At 73.6% G+C, this 26,327-nt stretch carries 16 protein-coding genes and 1 riboswitch; of the genes, 8 read left to right on the top strand and 8 right to left on the bottom strand.

Going from position 1 to position 26,327, the window contains the following annotated elements:
* Positions 1-77 precede the first annotated feature (77 nt).
* Positions 78-836: a precorrin-4 C(11)-methyltransferase gene (cobM, locus tag ACFXB5_RS21845; RefSeq protein WP_385210370.1), complete on the top strand. Its 759-nt coding sequence runs from the start codon at positions 78-80 to the stop codon at positions 834-836.
* A 610-nt stretch (positions 837-1,446) separates the two neighbouring features.
* Here the strand turns inward: cobM and ACFXB5_RS21840 are convergent.
* On the bottom strand, positions 1,447-2,607 hold the full coding sequence (locus tag ACFXB5_RS21840; protein ID WP_385210367.1) for a cobalt-precorrin-5B (C(1))-methyltransferase: 1,161 nt from the start codon (positions 2,605-2,607) through the stop codon (positions 1,447-1,449).
* 59 nt (positions 2,608-2,666) lie between these two features.
* On the opposite strand from ACFXB5_RS21840, the gene ACFXB5_RS21835 reads away from it, so the two are divergent.
* The gene (locus ACFXB5_RS21835) at positions 2,667-3,425 is read left to right on the top strand and encodes a cobalt-precorrin-6A reductase (protein WP_385210364.1); all 759 of its coding nucleotides are present in this window, start codon (positions 2,667-2,669) and stop codon (positions 3,423-3,425) included.
* A gap of 34 nt (positions 3,426-3,459) precedes the next feature.
* On the opposite strand, the gene ACFXB5_RS21830 is transcribed toward ACFXB5_RS21835, so the two are convergent.
* From ACFXB5_RS21830 to cobG, 3 genes are read right to left on the bottom strand one after another with little or no spacing between them, the layout of a single operon-like run.
* Complete coding sequence (locus tag ACFXB5_RS21830; protein ID WP_385210361.1) at positions 3,460-5,058, bottom strand: precorrin-2 C(20)-methyltransferase; 1,599 nt, start codon at positions 5,056-5,058, stop codon at positions 3,460-3,462.
* Positions 5,055-5,705: a precorrin-8X methylmutase gene (locus ACFXB5_RS21825; protein ID WP_385210358.1), complete on the bottom strand. Its 651-nt coding sequence runs from the start codon at positions 5,703-5,705 to the stop codon at positions 5,055-5,057. Before ACFXB5_RS21825 ends, ACFXB5_RS21830 begins: the two co-directional genes overlap by 4 nt.
* Positions 5,702-7,171: a precorrin-3B synthase gene (gene cobG, locus ACFXB5_RS21820; RefSeq protein ID WP_385210355.1), complete on the bottom strand. Its 1,470-nt coding sequence runs from the start codon at positions 7,169-7,171 to the stop codon at positions 5,702-5,704. The genes ACFXB5_RS21825 and cobG overlap by 4 nt, the downstream gene beginning before the upstream one ends.
* Before the next feature lie 132 nt (positions 7,172-7,303).
* Positions 7,304-7,387: riboswitch (cobalamin riboswitch) on the top strand.
* A gap of 53 nt (positions 7,388-7,440) precedes the next feature.
* On the opposite strand from cobG, the gene cobN reads away from it, so the two are divergent.
* The gene (gene cobN / locus ACFXB5_RS21815; protein WP_385210398.1) at positions 7,441-11,085 is read left to right on the top strand and encodes a cobaltochelatase subunit CobN; all 3,645 of its coding nucleotides are present in this window, start codon (positions 7,441-7,443) and stop codon (positions 11,083-11,085) included.
* A gap of 36 nt (positions 11,086-11,121) precedes the next feature.
* Here cobN and ACFXB5_RS21810 read toward each other — a convergent pair whose 3' ends face one another.
* Positions 11,122-11,376: a hypothetical protein gene (locus tag ACFXB5_RS21810; RefSeq protein ID WP_385210353.1), complete on the bottom strand. Its 255-nt coding sequence runs from the start codon at positions 11,374-11,376 to the stop codon at positions 11,122-11,124.
* Between the two features lie 320 nt (positions 11,377-11,696).
* Here ACFXB5_RS21810 and ACFXB5_RS21805 point away from each other — a divergent pair, with 320 nt between their 5' ends.
* Positions 11,697-12,695: a cation diffusion facilitator family transporter gene (locus tag ACFXB5_RS21805; RefSeq protein WP_385210350.1), complete on the top strand. Its 999-nt coding sequence runs from the start codon at positions 11,697-11,699 to the stop codon at positions 12,693-12,695.
* 35 nt (positions 12,696-12,730) lie between these two features.
* Here the strand turns inward: ACFXB5_RS21805 and ACFXB5_RS21800 are convergent, their stop codons facing one another.
* A complete protein-coding gene (locus ACFXB5_RS21800) occupies positions 12,731-12,859 on the bottom strand; it encodes a hypothetical protein (RefSeq protein WP_385210347.1) in 129 nt (42 codons plus the stop codon).
* Positions 12,860-13,026: 167 nt separating this feature from the next.
* Positions 13,027-17,682 carry an HAD-IC family P-type ATPase gene (locus ACFXB5_RS21795; RefSeq protein ID WP_385210344.1) on the bottom strand — a complete coding sequence of 1,552 codons (4,656 nt, stop codon included), beginning with the start codon at positions 17,680-17,682 and terminating at the stop codon, positions 13,027-13,029.
* A 105-nt stretch (positions 17,683-17,787) separates the two neighbouring features.
* On the opposite strand from ACFXB5_RS21795, the gene ACFXB5_RS21790 reads away from it, so the two are divergent.
* On the top strand, positions 17,788-18,108 hold the full coding sequence (locus ACFXB5_RS21790; protein ID WP_385210341.1) for a hypothetical protein: 321 nt from the start codon (positions 17,788-17,790) through the stop codon (positions 18,106-18,108).
* A 79-nt stretch (positions 18,109-18,187) separates the two neighbouring features.
* On the opposite strand, the gene ACFXB5_RS21785 is transcribed toward ACFXB5_RS21790, so the two are convergent.
* Positions 18,188-19,633 carry a lipase maturation factor family protein gene (locus ACFXB5_RS21785; protein WP_385210338.1) on the bottom strand — a complete coding sequence of 482 codons (1,446 nt, stop codon included), beginning with the start codon at positions 19,631-19,633 and terminating at the stop codon, positions 18,188-18,190.
* A gap of 295 nt (positions 19,634-19,928) precedes the next feature.
* Between ACFXB5_RS21785 and ACFXB5_RS21780 the strand changes: the two genes are divergently transcribed.
* The 3 genes from ACFXB5_RS21780 to ACFXB5_RS21770 all read left to right on the top strand — a co-directional run bounded on the left by ACFXB5_RS21780 (position 19,929) and on the right by ACFXB5_RS21770 (position 26,278).
* Positions 19,929-20,969 (top strand): 3-oxoacyl-ACP synthase III family protein, encoded by a 1,041-nt coding sequence (locus ACFXB5_RS21780; protein ID WP_385210335.1) that lies wholly within the window; start codon positions 19,929-19,931, stop codon positions 20,967-20,969.
* An 80-nt stretch (positions 20,970-21,049) separates the two neighbouring features.
* A complete protein-coding gene (locus tag ACFXB5_RS21775) occupies positions 21,050-22,768 on the top strand; it encodes a 3-hydroxyacyl-CoA dehydrogenase family protein (RefSeq protein WP_385210332.1) in 1,719 nt (572 codons plus the stop codon).
* A 633-nt stretch (positions 22,769-23,401) separates the two neighbouring features.
* Positions 23,402-26,278: an AAA family ATPase gene (locus tag ACFXB5_RS21770; protein WP_385210329.1), complete on the top strand. Its 2,877-nt coding sequence runs from the start codon at positions 23,402-23,404 to the stop codon at positions 26,276-26,278.
* Positions 26,279-26,327: the final 49 nt, after the last annotated feature.

Here is a 26,327-nt window from a genome sequence, read left to right as displayed (position 1 = left end):
GCCGCCGACCCCGGGGGATCGGACGAAGCCGCTCAAGCCGCTCACGCCGCTCACCGAGAACCCCGTACTCGGTCTACTTGAACGCGGCGGGCCCCGGCGCCGCCGACCTGATCACGGTGCGCGGCGCCCGGACCCTGGCCCGCTGCCGGGTGTGCCTGTACGCGGGCAGCCTGGTGCCCCGTGAACTCCTCGCCGAATGCCCGCCGGACGCCCGGCTCGTCGACACCGCCCAGCTCGACCTGGACCAGATCACCGCCGAGCTCGTCGCCGCGCACGAGGCGGGCCACGACGTGGCCCGCCTCCACTCCGGCGATCCGTCGGTCTTCAGCGCCGTCGCCGAGCAGATGCGCCGCCTCGACGCGGCCGGCGTTCCGTACGACGTGGTCCCGGGCGTCCCCGCCTTCGCCGCCGCGGCCGCCGCGCTGAAGCGCGAACTGACGATCCCGACCGTCGGCCAGACCGTCATCCTCACCCGCATCGCCCAGCAGGCCACCCCCATGCCGGACGGCGAGGACCTGGCCACCCTGGGCCGCGGCGGCGCCCTGCTCGTCCTGCACCTCGCCACCCGCTACGTGGACCGCGTCGTCGCCGAACTCCTCCCGCACTACGGCGCCGACTGCCCGGCCGCCGTGGTCGCCATGGCCAGCCGCCCCGACGAACTGGTCCTGCGCGGCACCCTGGACGACATCGCGCCCCAGGTGAAGGCGGCAGGCGTGGTCCGCACAGCGGTCATCATCGTCGGCCGAACCCTGGCCGCCGCCCAGTTCCCCGACAGCCACCTCTACTCCCCACACCGCGAACGCCCCCACGAGCCCTGCGACACACCTGGCACCTGAGCCCCGTCCCCCGGGGCACCCCCCTGGCGCGCCCGCCGCTGTCTCGCCTGCACCCCGCCACCCGGGGTGGCGGGGGCCACCGCTTCCGCCCTCCGGCAGCGCCGCTCCCTCCCTGCGCGACCGGGAACCACCACCCGTCGTGCGCGCGCCGAAACGCCTGACGCGGTGGCGCGCGGTGTACGTGCGGTGCGCCGTGTGCGCCGTGGCGAGGGTGCGCGGCGACCCGCATCCCGGCGTGCCGCGCCGGGCGTTGACGGGCGCTCGCCCCGATGGCGCGGCGGGCGTGGTGCGTAGTGTCCGCCGTGGCGTCGGCGTCGGCTCCGTGCGCGAGGGGCCCGCGTAATGGGCGTGGTGGCCCGTACACCTGTGGTGGCCGCGACGGGCGGTTACGGGTGCTCGCCCCGATGGCGCGTGCAGGTCCGCGAGCGGTGGTCCGCGCGGTGGTCTGTGCGTGGCGGCGCGTGGCGCGCCCGCCGTGGCGTCGGTATCGGTGCCGCGCGCGGCGTGCTCGCGGTGGGCCGCGCCCGCTCCCGGCGCGTCTCGCCCAGCGCCGAACGCGTTGGCTACCCGCGTGCGTGGCCGCGTCGCGCCCTCGTGGCGGCGGAGTCGGTCAGCGGTTCCGTGGGCCGCGGGGTTCCGCGCGGCCCACGATCGTGCCGGCGCGGTCGATGCAGATGACGTCCACCGCCACCGGGGCCCCGCGTAGCACCCCTAGGGCCGTGTCGCGGGCCGCCGCCGCGACCAGGTCGCCCAGGGGGACGCCGCGGGCGGTGCACAGCTGTACCGTCTCCAGGCCGGTGTTGGCCGTGGCCACCGCCTCCGCCAGCTCCTCGTCCGCTCCTCCACGGCGGGCCAGTTCCGCGAGGAAGCCCTTGTCCACCTGGGACCGGGAGGAGTGCAGGTCCAGATGGCCCGCGGCCAGCTTGGAGAGCTTGGCGAAGCCGCCGGCGACCGTCAGCCGGTCCACCGGGTGGCGGCGCAGATACTTCAGGACCGCGCCCGCGAAGTCGCCCATGTCCAGGAGCGCGTCCTGCGGTAGCCCGTGCACGGCCACCGCCACCTTCTCGGACGTCGAGCCCGTACAGCCCGCGACATGCGTGCGCCCCGCCGCGCGGGCGACGTCCACCCCGCGCCGGATGCTGTCGATCCAGGCCGAGCAGGAGTAGGGCACCACGATGCCCGTCGTGCCGAGGATGGACAGCCCGCCGAGGATGCCCAGACGCGGATTCCAGGTGGAGCGGGCGATCTCCTCGCCGTGGTCCACGGAGATCTCGATCTCGACGTCGCCGGTTCCGCCGTGCCGGGCCGCGACCGAGGCGATGTGGTCGCGCATCATCTGGCGGGGGACGGGGTTGATGGCCGGTTCGCCCACGTCGAGCGGCAGCCCGGGCCGGGTGACCGTGCCGACGCCCGGACCGGCCCGGAAGACCACTCCGCTGCCGGGCGGCAGAACCCGTACCGTGGCCCTGACCAGCGCGCCGTGGGTCACATCCGGATCGTCCCCGGCGTCCTTGACGACCGCGGCCATGGCCCGGTCCGCCGTCAGCTCCTCGGCGGCGAGCGCGAACGCGGGCCGCTGCCCCTTGGGCAGTTCGATGGTCACCGGATCGGGGAACTCCGCGCCCAGCAGCGCGGTGTACGCGGCCGTGGTCGCGGCGGTGGCACACGCCCCGGTGGTCCAGCCGTGCCGCAGCCCCGACCGCTCCAGCTGCGCGCCCCGCCCCCCGGTCGCCTTGGCCGTCGTCTCCGCCTCGGTCTCCGCCTCAGCCATGGGCGGGCCGCCGCGCATACGATGACGGGCGCACGGACGACGAAAGGCACCCGATCCCGATGAACAGCGCACCGGCGCGCCATGTGCTCATCCTCGGCGGCACCACCGAGGCGCGCCGCCTCGCCGAAGAGCTCGCCGACGCGCCCGCGCTGCGCGTCACCAGCTCCCTCGCGGGCCGGGTCGCCGCGCCGCGACTGCCGGTGGGGCAGGTGCGGATCGGCGGGTTCGGCGGCGCCGAGGGCATGGCCCGCTGGCTCCGCGAGCACCAGGTGGACGCGCTCATCGACGCCACCCATCCTTTCGCCGACACGATCAGTTCCCACGCGGCCCGGGCGGCCGCAGACGTCCATGTTCCCCTGCTCGCCCTGCGCCGCCCCGGCTGGGTACCCGGTCCGGGCGACCGCTGGCACTCGACCGGCTCGCTGGCCGAGGCCGCGCGGCTGCTGCCGGGCCTGGGGGAGCGGATCTTCCTCACCACGGGGCGGATGGGCCTGGCCGCCTTCGCCCAGCTGACCGGGCAGTGGTTCCTGGTCCGCTCGGTCGACGCGCCCGAGCCGCCGGTCCCGCCCCGGATGGAGGTGATCCTCGACCGCGGCCCGTTCACCCTCGAGGGCGAGGCGGAGCTGCTGCGCCGCCATCGCATCGAGGTGCTGGTCACCAAGGACAGCGGCGCCCATGCCACGGCCCCCAAACTCGCCGCGGCCCGCGCCGCCGCCATCCCGGTCGTCATCATCCGCCGCCCGCCCGCCCCCCAGGGCATCCCGGTGGCCGAAACCCCGGCCGAAGCCGCCGCCTGGCTGCGGACGGCCCTGGCCTGAGCCGGGGCGCTCCGCGCCAGGAGCCCTCCGGGTGCTACGCCTCCGGGTACCGGCGCGGCGTCCAGACGATGTCGGTGCCGTCGCCGCGCCGGACCGTACGGGTCTGGGAGGAGCCCACCAGGAGGATCGTGCGCATGTCGACCTGGGCCGGGTCGAGGTCGGCCAGCCGGACGATCCGCACGCGTTCCCCGGGGCCGCCGATGTCGCGGCCCAGCACCACGGGCGTGTCGGGGGCGCGGTGCTCCAGCAGGAGTTCGCGGGCCTTGCCCACCTGCCAGACACGGCTGCGGGAGCCGGGGTTGTAGAGGGCGAGCACCAGGTCGGCCGCCGTGGCGGCGCGCAGCCGCTCGGCGATGACCTCCCAGGGCTTGAGCCGGTCGGAGAGGGAGATCACCGCGTAGTCGTGGCCGAGCGGGGCGCCGACCCGGGCGGCGGCGGCGTGGGCCGCCGTCATACCGGGGACGATCCGCACCGGGACCTCGCGGTAGGGGTCCTCGCAGGCGGCTTCCAGGACGGCGGTGGCCATGGCGAACACGCCGGGATCGCCCGAGGACACCACGGCGACACGCCGACCCCGCCGGGCGAGGTCGAGGGCGAACTCGGCGCGTACGGCCTCGACCTTGTTGTCGGAGGCGTGACGCCGCTGGCCCGGCCGCACGGGCACCCGGTCCAGGTAGGTGGTGTAGCCGACGAGGTCCTCGGCGGCGGCCAGCTCGCCGCGCGCCTCGGGGGTGAGCCACAGCGGACCGGCCGGGCCGAGGCCGACGACCACGACCTCGCCCGGGCGGCCGGACGCACCGCTCGGCGCGTCTACATGGTCACCGCTCGGCGCGTTCGCACGGTCGCCGTGTCGCGCGTCCCCGCCGTCGCCGTGCGGTGTCTCCCCGCCGTCACCGCGCGGCGCGTCCACGCGGCTCGGCAGCACCGCCAGCGAGAAGTACGGCACCGACTCCGGGTCGACCTCGGCCAGCGGGGCGGTCCGCTCCGCGGTCATCGTGGCGCGCTCCACATAGCGCGCGTCCGCGAGCCGTCCCGACCGCTCCAGCGCCCGGCGCACCGTCGGGAAGGTCCGGCCGAGCTTCATCACGGCCGCCGCGTCCGCCGTGGCCAGCCGGGCCGTCAACTCCTCCTCCGGCAGGGTGCCGGGGAGGACCGTCAGCACCTCCTCGCCCTCCACCAGCGGTGTGCCGAGCCGGGCGGCCGCGGCGCTGACCGAGGTGACACCGGGGATGACCTCGGTGGGGTAGCGGTCGGCGAGCCGCTTGTGCATGTGCATGTACGAGCCGTAGAAGAGCGGATCGCCCTCCGCGAGCACCGCGACCGTGCGCCCCGCGTCCAGATGCGCGGCGAGCCGGGCGGCCGCGTCCGCGTAGAACTCCTCCATCGCGCCGCGATAGCCGCCCGGGTGGTCGGTGGTCTCCGTGGTGACCGGGTAGACCAGCCGCTCCTCGAGGTGGTCGGGCCGCAGATGGCGCTCGGCGATGGAGCGCGCGATGCTGCGCCCGTGCCGGGCGCTGTGGTACGCGATGACATCGGCCGCGGCGATGACCTCCACGGCGCGTACGGTCATCAGGGAGGGGTCGCCGGGGCCGAGCCCCACACCGTAGAGCCGGCCCGTCTGCTGCTCGCTCACTCTGCCTCGCTCGCTATCGCGTTGATCGCGGCCGCGGCGATGGCGCTGCCGCCGCGCCGGCCGTGCACCACCAGGTGGTCGAGCGCCGCCGGATGCCCGGCCAGCGCCTCCTTGGACTCGGCCGCGCCGATGAAGCCCACCGGCACACCGATCACGGCGGCCGGGCGCGGCGCGCCCGCCCCTCCTTCTTCGATCATCTCCAGCAGCCGGAACAGCGCCGTGGGCGCGTTGCCGACGGCCACCACCGCTCCCTCGAGCCGGTCCCGCCACAGCTCCAGCGCGGCGGCGCTGCGCGTGGTGCCCATGCGCCGGGCCAACTCCGGTACGGCGGGGTCCGTGAGGGTGCAGATCACCTCGTTGTCGGCGGGCAGCCGCTTGCGGGTGACCCCGCTGGCCACCATGCGCGCGTCGCAGAGCACGGGCGCGCCGGACCGCAGCGCGGCGCGGGCGCGGGAGACCACCTCGGGGGTGTACGCGAGGTCCTTGACCAGGTCGACCATGCCGCAGGCGTGGATCATCCGCACCGCCACCTGGCTGACCTCGGCGGGGAGCCCGCCGAGGTCGGCCTCGGCGCGGATGGTGGCAAAGGACGCGCGGTAGATGGCCGCCCCGTCCTTCTCGTAGTCGAACACGGTGTCCTCGATCATGTCGTTCCACGGGCCGCCGCAACGGCGTCGGCCAACTGCTCTGCTGTCACTTCCACGCCGTCCTCCGCCTCCGGCGTGTCGCCCTTCGCGCCGCCCCGCACGGTGACCCGGTAGTCCGTGTCGCCGGTCGCCAGCGCGTCCACCCAGCGGCCCCCGGGGTGACCGCAGCGCCGTTCACAGCCGGAGACGTACACCGGCAGCGGATCGGGCGCGGCGTCCGCGACCCCGCGCGCCGTGTCCGCGACCATGCGTGTCGCGTGGGACCGCACATCCGCCAGGGACTTGGCGCAGCCGGGCCGTCCCGTGCACGCGCCGACCCCGAGCCACGGCGAGTCCGGCGTGGTCACCAGTCCAGCGTCGGACAGTTCCGACAAAGCGTCGCGCGCGTCGTCCGGGGCGAACCCGGGGAGCACCACGCCGCGCCAGGGTGTCATACGCAGCTCATCCGCCCCGCTCCGGGAGGCGAGCCCGGTGAGCAGCCGCCACTGCGCGGCGCTCACCCGGCCCAGGGGGAGGGCGACGGACAGCGCGTGGCGCCCGTCCGGGCCGGGGACCAGGCCGGGGACCAGGCCGGGGGCGGGTGGCGGGTGCGGCGGGCGCGGGCCCGGCGCGTCCGGGTGGCCCGGCGCGCCCGGGTGCGGCTCGGTGTCGATGCCCGCGTCGGCGAGTCGGGCCGCCAAGCGATCGGCGGTCACGGAGTGTTGCGCGGGCAGTTCGCGTACCCGCCACGCCCGGGTGCCGCTCTCCCGCGCCCTCGCCAAGAACTCCACCGCGGCCAGCGCGGCGGCCCGCGCCGCGTCCTCGCTCCGCACCCACAGATCACCCCCCGCGGTCGCCTCGCCCGTGGCGGCGCTCGCCACGCCCACACCCGCCGCCGGCCCCCCGACCCGCAGTACCGCTCCACCACCAGGCGTTGCGATCAATGTCACATCCGCACCCAACGCGGCCACATCGCCACGCCCATCGTCCAGCGCGAACAGAAACCTGCCCGACAAGCCCGACAATTCCCCGCGTGCCGCCAACGTGTCGACGGATGCCTCGTCGCACAGCACGGCGTCCAATTCCCGCACCCACGCCACCACATCGGCGTGCCCCGCGCCGTCCAGGCCGGACAGCGGCGATGCCACGATGTTGCGCACCCGGTCATGACGGTCCGAGGGAAGCAGTCCGGCCGCCCGCAGCCGGGCCGCCAGCTCCGCGTCGCACCCCGCCGCCAGGCCGCGCACCTGCGCATTGCCCCGTGAGGTGATGTCCAGCCGCCCGTCGCCCAGCTCCTCGGCCACCCGTCCCAGCGCCTGCGCCTGACGGGCCGTCAGCAGCCCGGCCGGCACCCGGATCCGGGCCAGCGAACCGTCGTCCGCCGGGTGCAGTCGCAGTGCGCCCGGACAGGCGTCATCGCGCCCGCGCACGGGGGTTTCATCCCCGGATGGGGTGGTTGTCGGGGGGAGGGGCATGGCGGCGAGCATACCGACGATCCGGTCCGGCCCACCGCCCCGACCAGGCCGGAACTCACCACCCCGTGGCAGGTCGGCAACGCTTACTATGCTCAGCGGCGGGTCGATCCCGGCCCGCCGAACGCACAAGACGGCACTCACGGTAGGAAGCCGGTGGAAATCCGGCGCGGTCCCGCCACTGTGAGCGCGGCGGCTGCCGAACGGCAGCGGACGCGCGAGCCAGGAACTGCCGCCGTCTTCAACCCGCCCGGGGCGCGGACCCCGAGGAAGGCATGCGCCGCATGATTCTGCTGCTGTCGACGTCCGACACCGACCTGCTCAGCGCCCGTGCCGCCACGGGCCCGGTGCCGTACCGCCTCGCCAACCCGGCCCGCCTCGCCCTCGAGGACCTCCCCGGTCTGCTCGACGGCGTCGAACTCGTCGTCGTACGGCTCCTCGGCGGCATCCGCGCCTGGCAGGAGGGGCTCGACACGCTGCTCGCGGGCGACCTGCCCGTCGTGGTCCTCAGCGGTGAACAGGCGCCGGACGCCCAGCTCATGGAGGCGTCCACGGTCCCGGTCGGTATCGCCGCCGAGGCCCACGCCTACCTCGCCCACGGCGGGCCCGGCAACCTGGACCAGCTGGCCCGGTTCCTCTCCGACACCGTGCTGCTCACCGGCCATGGCTTCGAACCGCCCGCGCCCGCGCCCACCTGGGGTCCGCTGGAGCGCACCGGCCACCCGGCGGCCCCGGGCGACGCCGCCGCCCCGAGCATCGCGGTGCTCTACTACCGCGCCCACCACATGAGCGGCAACACCGCCTTCGTGGAGGCCCTGTGCCGCGCCGTGGAGGACGCCGGGGGCCGCCCGCTGCCGCTGTTCGTCGCCTCGCTGCGCGCCCCCGAACCCGAGCTGATCGAGGCCCTCGGCGCGGCCGACGCCATTGTCACCACCGTTCTCGCGGCCGGTGGCACCCGCCCCGCCGAGGCCTCCGCGGGCGGCGACGACGAGGCGTGGGACGCGGGCGCGCTCACCGCGCTCGACGTGCCCGTACTCCAGGCGCTGTGCCTGACCTCGTCGCGCGCCACGTGGGAGGAGAGCGACGAGGGGCTGTCGCCGCTGGACGCCGCGACCCAGGTCGCCGTCCCCGAGTTCGACGGGCGGCTCATCACCGTGCCGTTCTCGTTCAAGGAGGTGGACGAGGACGGTCTGCCGGTCTATGCCGCCGACGCCGAGCGCGCCGCGCGTGTCGCCGGAATCGCGGTACGACACGCCCGGCTCCGCCATATCCCCGCCGCCGACAAGCGCCTCGCGCTCGTCCTCTCCGCCTACCCCACCAAGCACTCCCGGATCGGCAACGCCGTCGGCCTCGACACGCCCGCGAGCGCCGTCGCCCTGCTGCGCCGGCTGCGCGCCGAAGGCTACGACCTCGGTCCCGAGGAAGGGCCGGACGCGCTCCCGGGCCTGGTCTCCGGCGAGGGCGACGAGCTGATCTACGCCCTCATCGAGGCGGGCGGCCACGACCAGGAGTGGCTCACCGAGGAGCAACTCGCCCGCAACCCCGTCCGCATCCCGGCCGCCGACTACCGCCGCTGGTACGCCACGCTGCCGCGGGAGCTCCGGGACGCGGTCGAGGAGCACTGGGGCCCGCCGCCCGGCGAGATGTTCGTGGACACCAGCCGCGACCCCGAGGGCGAGATCGTGCTGGCCGCGCTGCGCCGCGGCAATCTCCTGGTGGTCATCCAGCCGCCGCGCGGCTTCGGCGAGAACCCCATCGCCATCTACCACGACCCCGATCTGCCGCCCTCGCACCACTACCTGGCCGCCTACCGCTGGATGGCCACCGCGCGGACGGACGGCGGCTTCGGCGCCGACGCCATGGTCCACCTGGGCAAGCACGGCAACCTGGAGTGGCTGCCGGGCAAGAACGCCGGACTGTCCGCCGCCTGCGGCCCCGACGCCGCGCTCGGCGATCTGCCGCTGATCTACCCCTTCCTGGTCAACGACCCGGGCGAGGGCACCCAGGCCAAGCGCCGCGTCCACGCCACCCTGGTCGATCACCTCGTGCCGCCGATGGCCCGCGCCGACTCCTACGGCGACATCGCGCGGCTGGAGCAGCTGCTGGACGAGTACGCGGCCATCTCCGCGATGGACCCGGCCAAGCTCCCCGCCATCCGCGCCCAGATCTGGACCCTCATCCAGGCCGCCCAGCTCGACCACGACCTGGGCCTGGAGCAGCGGCCGGACGACGACGGCTTCGACGACTTCCTGCTGCACGTCGACGGCTGGCTGTGCGAGATCAAGGACGCCCAGATCCGCGACGGACTGCATGTCCTGGGCGGCGCGCCGACCGGACCCGAGCGGGTCAACCTCGTGCTGGCCATCCTCCGCGCCCGCCAGATCTGGGGCGGTACGTCCGCACTCCCCGGTCTGCGCGAGGCGCTCGGCCTGGACGAGTCGGCCGCCACCCGCACCGGCGCCGACGAGGCCGAGGAGCGGGCCCGCGCGCTGGTCCAGGCGATGGAGGACGCCGCATGGGCCCCGGAGGCCGTCGAGAAGGCCGTCCTCACCCTGCCCGATGAGCAGCGCCCCGCGGTCTCCGCGGTCCTCGACTTCGCCGCCCGCGAGGTGGTACCCCGGCTGGCCGCCACGACGGACGAGATCGACCACGCCGTGCACGCGCTGAACGGCGGCTTCGTTCCGGCCGGGCCGTCCGGCTCGCCGCTGCGCGGACTGGTCAACGTCCTGCCGACCGGTCGCAACTTCTACTCCGTCGACCCCAAGGCCGTGCCCAGCAGGCTGGCCTGGGAGACCGGTCAGGCCCTCGCCGATTCGCTCCTGGAGCGCTACCGCGCGGACAACGACGGTCAGTGGCCGAAGTCCGTCGGCCTCTCGCTGTGGGGGACGAGCGCGATGCGCACCTCCGGCGACGATGTGGCCGAGGCGCTGGCGCTGCTGGGCATCCGACCGGTGTGGGACGACGCCTCGCGGCGGGTGACGGGGCTCGAACCCGTACCTCTCGACCAGCTGGGCCGCCCGCGTGTCGATGTCACCCTGCGCATCAGCGGGTTCTTCCGGGACGCCTTCCCGCATGTCGTCGGGCTGCTGGACGACGCCGTACGGCTCGCCGCCTCCCTCGACGAGAGCGACGACGACAACTACGTACGGGCACACACCCGCGCCGACCTCGCCGCACACGGTGACGAGCGCCGCGCCACCACCCGGATCTTCGGCTCCCGACCCGGCACCTACGGCGCCGGATTGCTCCAGCTCATCGACAGCCGCGACTGGCGCACCGACGCCGACCTCGCGGAGGTCTACACGGTCTGGGGCGGCTACGCCTACGGCCGCGGGCTCGAGGGGCGCCCGGCGCGGGCGGAGATGGAGAGCGCCTACCGCCGGATCGCGGTCGCGGCCAAGAACACCGACACCCGCGAGCACGACATCGCCGACTCCGACGACTACTTCCAGTACCACGGCGGCATGGTGGCCACCGTGCGCGCCCTGAAGGGCACCGCGCCCGCCGCGTACATCGGCGACTCCACCCGCCCCGAGACGGTGCGCACCCGCACCCTCCACGAGGAGACCTCAAGGGTCTTCCGCGCCCGGGTGGTCAACCCGCGCTGGATCGAGGCGATGCGCCGCCACGGCTACAAGGGCGCCTTCGAGCTCGCCGCGACGGTCGACTACCTCTTCGGCTACGACGCGACCACGGGCGTGGTCGCCGACTGGATGTACGACAAGCTCGCCCAGACCTATCTGCTCGACCCGGAGAACCGCGCCTTCCTGGAGGAGGCCAACCCCTGGGCGCTGCACGGCATGGCCGAGCGGCTGCTGGAGGCCGAGAGCCGCGGGCTGTGGGACGAGCCCGACCCGGAGGTGCTGGAGCGGGTGCGGGAGCTGTACCTGGAGACGGAGGGCGGCCTGGAGGGCGGGGACGACGAGTAGGCGCGTCCGCCGCATCCCCGCGCGTCCGGCGGTGGCTCAGTCGGCGGGCGAGCGTGTCGCCGGGCGGGTCGCCGCCCGGATCCGGTCCGGCCAGGGGGGACAGTTGACCAGTTCGGTCCACTCGCGGTCGTAGCGCCCGGGCACCGCGCGCCCCGCGGAGGCCCAGCGCTCGACCAGCGCCGCGTAGATCGGTACGGATGTGGATGTGTGAACGGTCTGATGAACCGTTCCGTCGCCTTCGGTGCTCCGGTCCAGCGCTCTGCTCGGCTGCGAGAGAGAACGGCGTCGCATCGTCGTCGTCATATTCGGACAACGCGCCGTGCCCCGCCGGGTCACCTTCCGCACGCCGGTCTCACCCGCATCGGCGTGGTGTCGCACATGTCAGCGACTGCCTGGTGGCCTGACCCGGCGGCTCCACCGTGACCCGCCCGGACGACCGGCCCGCCGGCCCCCTTTTCGCACGGCGAAATGAAAAGCATTGCCGCATTCATAAAGCTCATTCGGTGCCGGGGCAAGTGTTTATTGATAACCGTGTCCATTGCAGCCTTTGGCGAATTCCCCTCGGGCCTGTTTCAATTGCGCTGTCCCGAAGACGATCCGAGGAGGAGCCGGTGGGAGCTCATACGCACGGACCCGACGAGGGGCACGGTGGGGCTGGCCACGGCGGCCACAGCCACGGGGTGGCGGAGAACGCCGACCGCCGGTGGCTGACCCTCGCCCTCGCGCTGATCAGCGGCTTCATGGCGGTGGAGGTCGTCGTCGGGATCGTCGCCCGCTCCGTGGCGCTGCTGTCCGACGCGGCCCATATGCTCACCGACGCCGCCTCGATCGTTCTCGCCCTCATCGCGATCCGGCTCTCGGCGCGCCCCGCACGTGGCGGATACACCTATGGGCTCAAGCGGTCGGAAATCCTTTCCGCCCAGGCCAATGGGCTTTCCCTGCTGCTGCTCGGCGCCTATCTCGGCTATGAGAGTGTGGGACGGCTGATCGATCCGCCCGAGGTGACCGGTGGTCTGGTGCTGACCACCGCGCTGGTCGGTGTGGTGGTGAATCTCGCGGCCGCGTGGTGCATGTCGAAGGCGAACCGCTCCTCGCTCAATGTCGAGGGCGCCTTCCAGCATGTGCTCAACGATCTCTACGCCTTCATCGCCACCGCCGTCGCTGGGCTGGTGGTGGTGGTGACGGGCTTCGCCCGGGCCGACGCGATCGCCGGTCTGCTGGTGGTGCTCCTCATGATCAAGGCGGGCGTGGAACTGCTGCGGGCCTCCGGCCGGGTGCTGCTGGAGGCCGCCCCCACCGGCGTCGAGCCCGATGAGGTGGGCGGCCGGCTGGTCGCCCATGGGCAGGTGGCCGAGGTGCACGATCTGCATGTCTGGCAGATCACCTCGGGCGAGGTCTCGCTCTCCGCCCATGTCCTGGTGGCGGCGGGCGGCGACTGCCACGCCGTCCGGGAGGATCTGGAGGCGGTGTTGAGCGGTGAGTACGGGATCACCCACACCACGCTGCAGGTGGACCATCTGGACGAGCCCGCCGAGCGGGGACGTCTCGACGGGGAGCACTGTCCGACCGCCCACGGCCCGGTGCACCGGGCCGCGTCGTACGGCCACTGAGCAGGGGTCCGGGAACGGCCGGCGGGTCGGCCGGGTCAGGCCGCGGCCGGGGCGGCGGTCGGCCTGAAGGCGGCGGTCAGAAGCGTCTTCGCGAGCTTGGCGACCAACGCCTCGAGCGCGAGCTGGGCCAGCTTGACCAGGACGGTCGTGAGAATGTCGGCCATGAGTACCTCACTGGATGGAACACGAACGGAAGCGAGGCATCCGCTTCCAGTTCCATAGCCTGACCGGGGCCGGAAAGCGGGCGGCGCACATCGGGTGAGCGTCGGGTTAACGGATGGAAAGATCTGGGTGAGAAACGCCGGAGATGTCCCGTTCCCGGGCTCCATCCTCAGACCGCGAGCGGCACTCGCCGGGGGAAGAGCAGCCGCGGCGCTACGGCCGCCCCCACGGTGGCGGCGGCCGCGCAGCCGCCGACGATCGACCAGGCCATCGGGCCCAGCGGCGTACAGCCGAAGAAGTGGCTGACCACCGGCGTCTCCACGATGGCGAACAGCGTGGCAGCCGAGGCGACGCTGGTGATCAGCACCAGGGGGCTGTGCCAGTCGGTCAGATACGTCTGGCCCAGCTGGGTGCCGACCAGGGCCGCGAGCCCCATGGTGCTCGCCCGCCGGGCCCGGCCCGTCATCCGCCCGCACTGCCAGGCCGCCGCGGCACCCAGCGCGGTGGCACTGCCGCGCACCGCGAGGATACGGCCCAGATCGGAGCCGAACAGCGCCGATGACGGGCCGCCGACCAGCGGGTCCTCACCGGACTTGTGCTCCCGGGCCCGGGCCAGGGCCACCGCGAGGGCGGGCAGCATGTCGGTCAGCAGATTCACCAGCAGCAGTTGACGGGTGCCCAGCGGCGCCCGCCCGGCCACCGCCGCGCCCAGGAGGGTGAACGCGACCTCGCCCGCGTTCCCGCCGACCAGGATCGCCACCGCGTCCCGCACACTGCGCCACAGCGCCCTGCCCTCCCGCAGCGCGTCGAGGATCCGGGTCGGGTCCGGGTCGGTGAGCACCAGGTCCGCCGCGGCGCGGGCCGAGGCCGAGCCGTGGGCGGACAGCCCGATGCCGATGTCCGCGAGGCGGATGGCGGCCGCGTCGTTCACCCCGTCCCCGGTCATGGCCACCACCTGCCCGGCCTGCCGCAGCGCCTGGACGATACGGACCTTGTGCTCGGGGGAGACCCGGGCGAAGACGGTGGCACGGGCGATCCGCTCGACCCGCTCGCCTTCGGGCAGGGTGTCCAGCTTCGCCCCGGTGAGCACCGGCTCGGCGTCCGGGATGCCCAGCTCCCGGGCGATGGCGACCGCCGTGGTCGGATGGTCGCCGGTGACCATGGCGACGCGCACCCCGGCGTCCGTCAGCCGCTTGACGGTCTCGGCGGCGCCCGGCCGCGTGGTGTCGGCGATGGCGATGAAGCCCAGCAGCGTCAGCTCCCGGGCGATCTCGGCCACCTCCGCCGTCGGCGTGTCGGACGCGGCGGGCCGGGTCTCGGCCACTGCCAGCACCCGCAGCCCGTCCGAGGCCAGCGAGTACAGCAGGCGCTCGGTGGCGCGCCGCCGCTCCGGGGTCAGCGGCACGGTGTCGTCCGCCGCCCCCGGGCTCAGGGCGTAGGCGCACCGGGCGAGCACGACCTCGGGCGCGCCCTTGACGGCCAGATGCGGGCGCCCGGACTGGGTGCCCAGACACGCCGAGAAGCCCCGACTGGCCTCGAAGGGCAGCTCGGACACCGCGCGCCAGGCGCCGTCCCCGTCGCAGTGCGCCGCAGCCGCGTCGATGACGGCCTGGTCGGTGGCGTGGGCCAACGCCCGCCCGCCTTCCGGCTCGGGACACGCCCGGGCCGCGGTGCGCAGCAGCCGCTTGCCCAGCGCACCGCGGGTCGGCAGCTCCTGGTCGTACCCGGCGACCCGGGCCACGGCCAGCCGGCCCTCGGTCAGGGTGCCGGTCTTGTCGAAGCAGACGACGTCCACCCGGCCCAGGGCCTCCAGCACCCGCGGCGAGCGCGTCAGCACCCCGCGGTGCGAAAGCCGGCGCGCCGCGGCGGACTGCGCCACCGTGGCCACCAGCGGCAGCCCCTCGGGCACGGCGGCCACCGCGATGGCCACTCCGGTGGACAGCGCCTCGCGCACCGGCACCCCGTGCACCAGCCCCAGCAGGGTGACGGCGGCCCCGCCGAGGCCGGTGGCGGGCAGCGAGACCTTGGTCAGCGCGGCCAGCCGGCCCTCGATCCCGATGGGTGCGGTGGCGCGTCCGGCCAGTTCGGCGGCGCGCCCGGCCTCGGTCTGCGCCCCGGCGGCCACGACCACGGCGTATCCGGTTCCGGCGAGCACCGTGCAGCCCTGGTAGAGCATGCAGAACCGGTCCGCCAGGTCGGCGCCCGGCGTGGCGGCCGGGTCCTTGGCGACGGGTCCGGACTCGCCGGTCAGCCCGGCCTCGTCCAGCTCAAGCCGGTCGCTCACCAGCAGCCGTGCATCGGCCGGTACGACGTCCGAGGGCCGCAGCGCGATGATGTCCCCGACCCGGAGCTCCTCGGCGGCCACCGTACGCACCGGGGCGGTGGTCAGCCCCGCGAAGAACACCTCACGGTCCGCCGTCACCCCGTCCGCCAGGGACATCGCGGGCGCCCAGTCGACCAGCCGGCCGTTCATCCGCTCGCTCAGCAGCAGGCCGCGCAGTGAGCGCTCGGCCCGGAGCCGCTGTGCGCCGCTGATCACCGCGTTGCCCGCCATCACGCTGATGACGAGGAAGGAGTCCACCCCGGATCCCACCGCCGCGGAGGCCGCCGCGCCGAGGGCCAGCACCGGGGTGAGCGGATCGTGCAGCTCCTCGCGCACCGCGTGCACCAGCGAGACGGCGTTCCGGGTCAGGGCCGCGAACCGGGCCGAGCCGGGCCCCGCCGCACCGGGCGCCCCGGCCCGTACGACCGTCCCGGCGGCCTTGCGCACGGGCCGCACCCCGGCGGCCCACAGCGCCAGGGAAGTCCGCGACGCGCCCGGGTCCCCGGGGCCCGCGCCGCGCGACGCGCCCGAGCCGTCGGGCGGCTCCGTCCCGTTCTCCCGGAACGCGCACAGCACACTCAGGGTCTCCCGCGCCCCCAGGGCATGCCAGTTGCCGCGGACGCGGGGCGCCGGCGCCGGGCGGCGCTCCACCCGGCGCGCCGCGCCGATCCCGCCGAGCATGGCCAGGAACACCGCGCTGTACACCGGGGAGGTGGCCAGCCCGGCCACCGCGGGCCGGGTCCCCGCCGCGGCGATCAGCGCGCCGAGCGCGGATCCGCCCATCGACAGCCGGGCCGACCGCCGGCTGACCGAGCGCGCGTCCTCCAGGGCCCGCAGGACACGCCAGGGGTGGACCAGCCCCGGGCCGCAGAGCAGATCGGCCGACCAGCACACCCGGCCCGCACCGCGCGCCGTGACGGCCACGCCGAGATCCGCCACGCCCAGCGCCTCGTCGTCCTCGCCGCTGATCACCAACACGCCGTGGTCCTCGATCTGCAGCCGGCGCACCGTGTCGGGGAGCGACACGCCGAGGGGGAGCAGCTCATCGGCCCACGGAGCGATCTCGTCCGTGCTGGCGTGGCTGGTGAGCACCAGGCGCCGCGCACCGGAGCGGGCCGCCGCCACCAGGGCGTCAGCCAGCGGGTCGAGTTCGCAGCCGATCCGGACCCGGGCCTGTCGCCGGCCGTCCTCGCCGTGCAGATCCGCGGTCAGGGCCAGCGGGCTCGCCGGGAGCGCCGCGGGGAGATCGGCGGGCCGCTCCAGCCGCCACGGGCCGCGCGTCCAGGGCCCCGCACCGGACAGCTCGCGCAGTGTGCGGCGGTCCAGGACGGACTGCGCGGCGCTCCACGCCTCGGCCTCCCCCAGGTCGCCCACGGTGGTGACCGACAGCAGCCGCGGTCGGCCGGCGCACAGCACCCGCGCGTCGATCAGCACCGCCGACACGCGGTCCAGCAGCCGCAGCGCGGTGCCGTCCATGGGCACCACGCCGTCGCGCGCCAGCACATCGCCCAGCCGGGCGGCGAACGCCTCCCGGCCCATGGCGGCCGCCTTCGGCGCCGTGGCCAGCAGCGCCTTGGCGGACTGCTCGAGGTCGTGGGTCCACGCCAGCAGCCCGCCCGCACCGGACAGCGAGGCCAGCGAGGTGCGGTCGACACAGGTCTCCACCGGCCCGGAAGGCAGCGGCGTGGGCCGGGGGGTGGGCGGGTGCGAGTACGCCGGGAGCCCATCGCCGTCCGCCACCAACTCGGGTTCCCGGCGCTGCCATACGGCCTGCCGGCCGCGGATCTCGGCGAGTTGCAGCACACGCTGCAGCGCGTCCAGGGCCAGCGGGGCCTCACCCCTGGTCAGGGCGTGCACCACGGCGTTCGACACGCCGATCAGGGTGTCGGCGTGGGCACGGCCGAGCCGGGACTCCAGCAGACCGCGCACCCGCGGCTGGAGCTCCGCCATCACGGTCGGGATCCGCAGCGCGGGGGAGAGGGCGGGCCGCATCGCCACTCGCCGGATCGTGGCCGTCATCAGCCCCAGACAGTCGGCGGCGAGCGCGGTCGCGGCCAGCGTCGCCGGAGCGGAGGCGAACGGTGGTTGCGGACGGCCCGCCGGGAAGGTGTCCGCGTCCGTCCCATGGGCCTCCTCGACGCGCTCGATCACCTCCAGCACGTCGTCGGGACCGAGCCGGTCCTCGTCGAAGTCGACCAGGACCTGGCCCAGCGCCGCGTTCACCCCGGCCCAGTTGACGCCCGCCACCCGCCGCAGCGCGTCCTCCAGCTCCCGGACCAGCCGCTCATGGCCCTCGCCGTGGCCGGTCAGCCCGCGTACCTCCACATGAGCCCGGCCCGCCCGTGCCCACACCCTCCGGCCGCCGCGCCGGTCGCCGGTGTCCCGCAGGACGTCGGTGATGTCCGCCAGGACGTCGGTGATGTCCGCGAGCCGCAGCCGCAGACCGTTCATGCCGCGGGACGGTGCGGAGACGAGGCCCGTGAGCGTCGTGATGGGCAGCACAGGCTGCTCTCCCCTCGGTCCTGATGTGCCGGGATCTTTAAATCGGCCTATGCTTACCTAATTCCCTCGTAAAGTAATCAAAGGGACATCCGGTAGGAGGAAGGCGTGAGCGCAGCGACGACGTCCAAGACGACCGATACCCGGAAGACGGGCGCGACTTCGAGGAAGAAGGGCGACCGCACGGTCACCTTCACCGTCCCCCGCGCCGCCGTGGCCACGGCGAACGTCGCCAAGGTGCCGATCAGGACCGCTCGGCGGGTCCTGCCCGCCAAGGGCGGGCTGCCGCTCTACCTCGGCCTCGGCGCGATGGGCCTCGCCGGAGTGCTCGAATGGCCGATCGCGGTGGGCGTCGGCGTCGGCTACGCCGTGCTGCGCAACCCCCCGCCCGGCGCCGAGACTCCGAACGTCAAGGGCGCCACCGCCTGAGCCGAGTGGGCCTTGGCCCGGCAGCTGACCGGCCTCATCCCGGTCTGGTGTCAGGCCCGTGCCTCATCCCGGTCTGGTGTCACGCCCGTGACGAGCCGTGATCCTCCAGCCTGACCGGCGGCAGGAACTCGCTCAGCAGGGTGCGGTGCCACCAGGCCCCGGTGGCCCGCCGCTCCGCCCGGGTGGTGAAGCGGTAGAGATACAGCCGCGCCCGCAGATGGGTGGGCGGCGTCCCCGGGAACGGATTGGCCCGCAGCAGCTTCACCGTCGCCCGGTCGTTGACCAGCAGCTTGCCGATCAGCGGGGCGAACCAGGACCCGGCGTAGCCCGGTGAGAGCCCCGCGAACCACATCATCCAGTCCAGCCGCAGATGGTACGGGGCGTACTGGCGCGGCAACCGGCGCACATCGCCCGGCTTGCCCCGGAACTCGTAGTCCTGCCAGACCGTGTCCGGGGTCAGGACCGCGTCGTCGGTGCCCTGGATCACCACCTCCTGCCGGCTGCGGTTGACGCTGCCGAACGCCCCGTAGGTGTTGACCAGGTGGACCGGATTGAACGAGAAGTTCATCAGCTGACGGCCCGACAGCAGATTGCGGGCCGGCCAGTAGCTGAGCACCAGCACCAGAGCGGTGGCGGCCAGCACGACCACCTCGTACCAGACCGGGGGAGCGGCGAGGCCCGGCGGTCCGGGCAGCCCCAGCACCTCGGCGGCCCGGCGCCCGTCGACCGCCGGGAGCGCCAGCAGGATGGTCAGCCAGTTGAGCCAGGAGAAGTTCCCCGAGGCCACCAGCCACAGCTGGGTGACCACGACGATCCCCGCTGCCACGCTCGCGACCGGCTGCGGGGTGAACAGCACCACGGGCACGATCAGCTGCGCCACATGGTTGGCCGCCACCTCCACCCGGTGCAGCGGCTTCGGCAGATGGTGGAAGTACCAGCTCAGCGGCCCCGGCATCGGCTGGGTCTCATGGTGGTAGTACAGACAGGTCAGGTCCCGCCAGCAGCGGTCCCCACGGATCTTGATCAGCCCGGCGCCGAACTCCACCCGGAACAGCAGCCAGCGCGTCAGCCACAGGATGAGCACGGGCGGCGCGGTGTGCTCATTGCCCAGGAAGACGGCGAGGAACCCGGACTCCAGCAGCAGGGACTCCCAGCCGAAGCCGTACCACACCTGTCCCACGTTGACGATCGACAGATACAGCAGCCACAGCGCCAGCCACGCCACCATCGCGACCGCGAGCGGTGCCCGGTCCGCGGCCCCCATCAGCAGCGCGGCCGACAGCGCGGCCCCCAGCCAGGCGCAGCAGGCGAAGAACCGGTCGGAGTAGTGCAGATGGAACAGGCTGGGCGAACGGCGGAACGGCACCCGGTCCAGGAAGCGCGGCACCGGTGTCAGCCCCCGCTCGCCGAGCAGCGCCCGCCCCTGCCGGGCCGCCACCAGAAAGGCGATCAGATAGACGGCGGCCAGCCCCCGTTGGAAGACCAGCCGGCTCAGCCAGTAGTCGGATGAGGTGAACCACTCCATGGGACCGCTCCCTGGGCCGGTGCGCCTTCGGCCTGCGTATATCCGGTACCACCTCAGACGGGTGCCCGTCATGCGCCGGGTCATACGGAGGACCGGGTTCATTCGGTAGGGGGCCTAGGGGGGTGATGGGTTAGGGGTTATCCGTGCCGTGCCCGGTCCGTAGCGTCGAAGCCCGGCATGGATCCGGAGGGAACCACCCAATGCTTCTTCTCGAGCACTGCCGCACCCCGCGAACAGCGACGACGGCGATGGCACCGGCGACGGCGGCGGTGGCCGCGCGGGCCGGGAGATCCAGATGACCGGGCAGCCGGTCCGGACATCCGGCGGGCGGCCCATCGGGATCCTCGGCACCGGCTCGTATCTGCCCGCCGAGACCGTGTCCAACGAGCTGGTGGCCGAGCGGGCGGGGGTGACTCCCGACTGGATCTCGGCGAAGACCGGCATCCGCTGCCGCCGCTACGCCGCCGACCACGAGGCCACCTCCGATCTGGCCGTGGAGGCGGCCCGCGCCGCCCTCGCGGACGCCGGGATCCGCGCCGATCAGCTCGGCTGGATCGTGGTGGCCACCTCGACCCCCGATCACCCCCAGCCCGCCACCGCCTGTCTGGTGCAGCACCGGATCGGCGCGACCGGCGCCGCCGCCTTCGACCTCAACGCGGTCTGCAGCGGCTTCGTCTTCGCCCTGGTGACGGCGGCCGGGCTGCTGTCCGCCGGGTCCGCCGCCCCGGCCCCGTACGCCCTGGTGATCGGCGCCGATGTCTACTCCCGCATCATCGACCGCACCGACCGGCGCACCGCCGTGCTCTTCGGCGACGGGGCCGGGGCGGTGGTGCTGGGGCCCGTGCGCCCCGGCTACGGCCTCACCGGGTCGCTGCTCACCAGCGACGGCGCGCTTCACGAGCTGATCGAGGTGACGGCGGGCGGCAGCCGCGCCCCGGCGTCGGAGAAGACCCTCGCCGACGGGGGCCACTTCTTCCGGATGCGGGGCCGCGCGGTCAGCGAATACGTCCTGGCCGAGCTGCCGCGCGCGATAGGGCGCCTGCTGGCCGCGCACCGCACGGACCCCGCGAGCGTGGACCACTTCATTCCCCATCAGGCCAATGGCGTGCTGCTGGCCAAGGCGCTTCCGGACCTCGGACTGCCGCGGGCGCGCACCCATCTGACGGTGGCCGAGCACGGCAACACCAGCGCCGCCTCCATCCCGCTGGCGCTCGACGACGCCCGGCGGCAGGGCGTGTTCGGCGACGGGGAGTTGCTGCTGCTGGCCGGTTTCGGCGGCGGGATGTCGCTCGGCGCCGCGCTCCTCACATGGCAGGACGGCCACCGCGGTCCGTGACCAACCCAGATCACGTGGCAGGACGGCCACCGCGGTCCGTGACCAACCCAAGGTCCCAGCCAGCGAAAGGACTCATCGGCATGGCACAGCGCTTCCCCACCGTCGCGGTGTTCGGGCTCGGCACCACCGGCCGCCACCTCGTGGACGCCCTGGTCCGCGGTGGCCGGCGGGTGATCGCCGTGGAGCGGGACGAACCGGCCCTGCGGCGCGGCCGGGCGGGGGTGGCCGCGCCGGAGTCCGCCGTCGAGTTCACCACCGACCCGGCTGCCGCCGCCCGGGCCGATCTGGTGGTCGAGGCGGTCCCCGAACGGCTGGAGACCAAGCGTCGGCTGCTCGCCCGCGCCCACGCCGACTGCCCGCCGGAGACGGTGTTCGCCACCACGACCACCGGGCTCGCGGTGACCGAGATCGCCGTCGGCTCCGGGCGGACCGACCGTACGGTGGGGCTGCACCTCTTCCCGCTGGGCCCCGACCGCGAGCGGTCGGCGGTGGAGGTGGTGGGCACCCCGCTCACCGCGGACGCGGTCCTGGCCGACGTCCGGGAACTGGTCCGCGACCTGGGCCGGATCCCGGTGCGGGTGGCCGACCGGCCGGGCTTCGTCGGGGGCGCGCTCACCATGGCGTACCTCAACAACGCGGTGGCCATGTACGAGCGGCGCTACGCCTCGCGCGACAGCATCGACACCGCCATGACCCTGGGCTGCGGACTGCCGATGGGGCCGCTGGCCCAGCTGGACGCCATGGGCCTGGACACCGCGCGGGACTCCCTGGAGGCGCTGTACGAGCGCACCGGCGATCCGCGGTACGCGCCCGCCCCCACCCTGGCCCATATGGTGACCGCCGGTCTGCTCGGGGTGAAGGCGGGCCGCGGCTTCTACGAGTACGGGGCGGGCGGCGCGGCGCGGGGCGGGGTGATGGACGGCCTGGGCGAGCCCGTACCGGCCCGTGCGGTGCGGCGGATCGGGGTGGTGGGCTCGGGCACGATGGCCGTCGGGATCGCGGAGGTGTGCGCGCGCTCCGGCTATCCGACGGTGCTGGTGGCCCGGAGCGAGATACGCGCGAAGGAGGCCACGGCCGCGGTGGAGCGCTCGCTGGAGCGCGGAGTGCGGCGCGGCAAGCTGGCGCCCGAACTGCTCACCGAGGCGATGGGCCGGCTGACCGCGGGCTGTGAACTCCAGGCGCTCGGCGCCTGCGATCTGGTGGTCGAGGCCGTGGCGGAGGACATCGGCGTCAAGCGGGCCGTCTTCGCCGATCTGGACCGGGTGTGCGCACCGGGCGCGGTGCTCGCCACCTCCACCTCCAGCCTGCCCGTGATCGAGTGCGCGATGGCGACGCGGCGGCCCGAGGACGTCATCGGGATGCACTTCTTCAACCCCGCCCCGGTGATGCGGCTGGTCGAGGTGGTGCACACCGTGCTGACCTCCAAGGAGGCGCTCGGCACGGCGCACGCGGTGGCCGCGGCGCTCGGCAAGCGGGCGGTGGACTGCCCGGACCGGGCGGGCTTCATCGTCAACGCCCTGCTCTTCCCCTATCTGAACAGCGCGGTGGCGATGCTCGAGGAGGGCTGGGCCACCGCCGATGACATCGACACGGTGATGGCGGCCGGGCAGGGCTATCCGATGGGCCCGCTGCGGCTGCTGGATGTGATCGGCCTGGATGTGTCCCTCGCCATCCAGCGCACTCTGCACGGCACCTTCCGGGATCCGGCCCTGACCCCGGCCCGTCACCTCCGGCGGCTGGTCGAGGCGGGTCACCTGGGCCGCAAGGGCGGCAGGGGGCTGCACCTCCACGAGCGATAGCGGCGGGCCACGGGGGGATGCCGGGGCCGGGGACACACCTCCCCGGCCCCGGCATCCGTATGCCCGCGGCGATGACAGGGGGCACGAAGATGCCATTGGAACAGTCCAACGGCGAGGTGTGTGGCTCCGGAATTCATCGGCGCGGGAATAGGCATGCCCACCCTCTGTCTGCTTTATGGCATGAGAATTCCCGGCGAATCACTTGCGGTTGCCAGTGGCAACAGACATAAGAACCGCATTGGCGATCAAAACGGGCAAATAAATGTTCGAAACGGATCTTCGAAACCCTCTGTGTATGACCACTTCGTGTCGGAGTCAAGGACGTCGAGAGCTTTCCCGGGTGCGGCTAGGGGGTCTCGTGTATGCTGGCCCTTCCGAACAAATGCCCACGTGAACGGGGGTGGCGCAGGTTGTCAGGGTGTCGGTGCGCTTTGGCTGCAACGTGTTGCCCCAGGTATGGGTGTCCCGCTCGTATCGCTTTGTCGATCGTCAGGCAGTCCGCTCAGAATTGGTAATTCGTTAACGATGATTTTACGTGCGGCGATGGTGGCGTGACCGGTGGGCGTATAGCTTACTGGGAGGCGTTCGGACTGCCGTAGCAGTGCTTCGCGTCGCATTCGGGGGTTGCGAGCAATGGTGTTTTCATCGACCAGAGCCAGACAATTCGACGCGCAATTCGAGAGACTTCGGCGGGCGTTTTCCAGATGCCTGTCCGGGGAGGCGGGCATCGTGCTCGTCGAGGGCGCGGTCGGTTGTGGCAAGACCCATACGCTCGAAGCCGTCACGGCCCATGCGGCGAAGGCCGGAGCCCTCGTCCTCAAGGCATACGGAACCTCGGCCGACCGGGCTCCGCTCGGCACACTGCGCCAGCTCCTGGACTCGCCCCGGCTGCCCAAGGCGACCGCCGACCAGCTGCGCCGGGCACTCGACCACGGCGCTCTCGACGCCGCACCGCCCCGGGAAACCCCAGGTGGCGACCCCGTGAGCGCGAACTCGACCCATGTCCAGGGAGCCCGGGAGTTCCGCGCCGCCCTCCATGAACTCGCCTCCCGCGAACCGGTGGTGATCTGCGTCGACGAACTCCAGCTCGTCGACACGGAGTCACTTCAGTATCTGCTGTACCTGGCGACCCGTTCGCGCTCCGCCAAACTCCTCATGGTGTTCGCGCAGGCGACGGACAGCGAACAGAAAGACGCCGTCTTCAATACCGAACTGCTGCGCCAGCCCAATTTCCAGCGGCTGCGGCTGGAACGGTTGTCCTGGGATGAGACGGAACATCTGCTCACCACTCGTCTGGGGCTTCCGGATTCCACCGATGCGGCCTACACCTGGTATGAGGTGAGCGGCGGTAATCCGTTGTTGCTACGCGCGGTGATAGACGATTACCGCACCGCGGGGGCGCCCCCACGGAGCAGTCGCGCAGTGGAGCCCGTAGTGGGCGACATGTTTGTGCAAGCCGTACTCACCTGCGTCTACCGCAGCGGCCGCACCGTCTCCCGGCTGGCCGAGGGCATCGCGGTGCTCGGGGCGTCCGCCTCCCTCGAACTCCTCGGCCGGCTGCTGCGCATCGGCCCCGCCGGAACCCACCGCGGAGTCGCCGCGCTGGACGCGGCGGGCCTCGTCGACGGTCTCGCCTTCCGCCACCCCTATGTCGAGGCCGCGGTGCTGGAGGACATGGACCCCGAGGTCCGGCTGGACATGAACCGGCGCGCCGCCGTCCTGCTCCACCAGGGCGGCGGGGCGACCCTCGCCGTGGCCCGCCATCTGCTCGCCGCCCAGGCCGCCGACGAGCCCTGGGCGGTGCCGCTGCTGCGGGACGCCGCGCAGCAGGCGCTCGCCGAGGACGACGCCAAGCTGGCGGTGGCCTGCCTGGAGCTGGCGTACGCGGCCTGCGCGGACGAGGAGCTGCGGGCCGGCATCAGGATCGGCACCGCCGGGATCATGTGGCGGCTCAACCCCTCGGCGTCCGAGCGGATGCTGGAGGAGCCGCTGGCCGCGCTGTGCGCGGACCGGCTGCCCGCCTCCCATATCGGGCGGCTGATCGAGCTGTTGCTCGCCCACGGCCGGATCGAGGAGGCGCGCGGCGCCATCGGCCGGCTCAACGCCGTCATGAGCAACGCGGGACCGACCTCGATGTCCCAGTTCCGGCTGACCGCCCGCTGGGCCCAGGAGTCCGGTGCGCAGGACCGGGCCCCCGGAGCCGCGGCGCGCCAGGGCGAGGACGGCGGCGCCTCCCGTACGCAGCTCAGATCCCGCAGACCCTCCGCGCTGTCGACGATCACCGCGGCGTTCAGCGGCTTCTTCGGCCGCGGGGGGAGCGAGGAGTCGCCGGTGGCCGCGGCGGAGAAGGTGCTCGAGGTCTCGCCGCTCACCGACGCCACCTTCGAGCCCATCGTCAACTCGGTGAACGCGCTGGTGTACGCGGGCCGCCCGGACAAGGCGGCGCCGTGGTGCGACGCGCTGATGGAGGAGGCCGAGCGGCGCCGGGCGCCGGGCTGGCGGGCCATCTTCGCCTCGATCCGCGCCGAGATCGCCCTGCGGCAGGGCAATCTCGTGGAGTCGGCGGCCTATGCGACCACCGCACTGGAGATCGTGCCCGGCCGCGACGGAAGCGTCTTCATCGGCGGCCCTCTGGCCAGCCAGATCCTGGCGTACACGGAGATGGGCAAGCACGACGCGGCGGCGCGGCATCTGAGCCGCCCGGTCCCCGAGGCGCTGTTCAAGAGCATCTACGGACTGGGCTACACCCGCGCCCGAGGCCGCTACTACCTGGCCACCAACCGCATCAACGCGGCGCTCGGCGAATTCCTCATGGCCGGCCGGCTCGCCCAGCTGTGGGAGCTCGACCAGCCGGCGCTGCTGCCCTGGCGGTCGGACGCCGCCGAGGCATGGCTGGAGCTCGGTGACCGGGAGAAGGCCGCCAACCTGGTCTCCGAGCAACTGACCAGGAACGGCGCCGGGGACTCCCGGGTCCGCGGCGTCTCCCTGCGGTTACTGGCCGCGGCGGGCGACCTCGAGAACCGGTCCCGGCTGCTCGGCCAGGCCGTCGAGGAGCTGCAGTGCTCCGGCGACCGCCTGGAACTGGCTCGGGCCCTGGACGATCTGGGACGTACGCTGCGCGGATCCGGGGAACTGGGGCGGGCCGACGCCATCATGGGCCGGGCCTGGCGGATGGCCAAGGAGTGCGGCGCCGAGGAGCTGTGCGCCCGGATCCGCCTCGACTCCGGTCTGGAGGCCCGCGATCCACGGCCGGTGGTGCGGCCGGTGTCCGGACCGCTCGGCCCGAAACGGGCGGTGCCGCCGTCCCTGGGCACCAAGCTCAGCGAATCCGAGGCCCGGGTCGCCGCCCTGGCGGTGGACGGTTATACGAACCGGGAAATAGCCGCCAGCCTGTTCATCACCATCAGCACGGTGGAACAGCATTTGACACGGGTGTACCGCAAGCTGAATATCAGGAGCCGGCAGCAGCTGCCGACCGCGCTCCGGGCCCAGGTGGACGAAATCGCCTGAGTGATGACGGGGGCGATGTCCCGCGGAAGGGGTGGCCACACGCGGCCAC

Source organism: Streptomyces sp. NPDC059455 (genome assembly GCF_042750115.1).
Lineage (GTDB): Bacteria > Actinomycetota > Actinomycetes > Streptomycetales > Streptomycetaceae > Streptomyces > Streptomyces endocoffeicus.
Note: the sequence above shows the minus strand (reverse complement) of the source record. Positions and strands in the feature narration are given on the sequence as shown.

What these genes read in the sequence shown, in the direction of transcription:
- ACFXB5_RS21810 (WP_385210353.1), bottom strand. Translation starts at nt 11,376, where the DNA reads ATGCGACGCCGTTCTCTCTCGCAGCCGAGCAGAGCGCTGGACCGGAGC.
- cobN (WP_385210398.1), top strand. Translation starts at nt 7,441, where the DNA reads ATGATTCTGCTGCTGTCGACGTCCGACACCGACCTGCTCAGCGCCCGT.
- ACFXB5_RS21770 (WP_385210329.1), top strand. Translation starts at nt 23,402, where the DNA reads ATGGTGTTTTCATCGACCAGAGCCAGACAATTCGACGCGCAATTCGAG.
- ACFXB5_RS21800 (WP_385210347.1), bottom strand. Translation starts at nt 12,859, where the DNA reads ATGGCCGACATTCTCACGACCGTCCTGGTCAAGCTGGCCCAGCTCGCG.
- ACFXB5_RS21825 (WP_385210358.1), bottom strand. Translation starts at nt 5,705, where the DNA reads ATGATCGAGGACACCGTGTTCGACTACGAGAAGGACGGGGCGGCCATC.
- ACFXB5_RS21840 (WP_385210367.1), bottom strand. Translation starts at nt 2,607, where the DNA reads ATGGCTGAGGCGGAGACCGAGGCGGAGACGACGGCCAAGGCGACCGGG.
- ACFXB5_RS21785 (WP_385210338.1), bottom strand. Translation starts at nt 19,633, where the DNA reads ATGGAGTGGTTCACCTCATCCGACTACTGGCTGAGCCGGCTGGTCTTC.
- ACFXB5_RS21780 (WP_385210335.1), top strand. Translation starts at nt 19,929, where the DNA reads ATGACCGGGCAGCCGGTCCGGACATCCGGCGGGCGGCCCATCGGGATC.
- ACFXB5_RS21835 (WP_385210364.1), top strand. Translation starts at nt 2,667, where the DNA reads ATGAACAGCGCACCGGCGCGCCATGTGCTCATCCTCGGCGGCACCACC.
- ACFXB5_RS21775 (WP_385210332.1), top strand. Translation starts at nt 21,050, where the DNA reads ATGGCACAGCGCTTCCCCACCGTCGCGGTGTTCGGGCTCGGCACCACC.
- cobG (WP_385210355.1), bottom strand. Translation starts at nt 7,171, where the DNA reads ATGCTCGCCGCCATGCCCCTCCCCCCGACAACCACCCCATCCGGGGAT.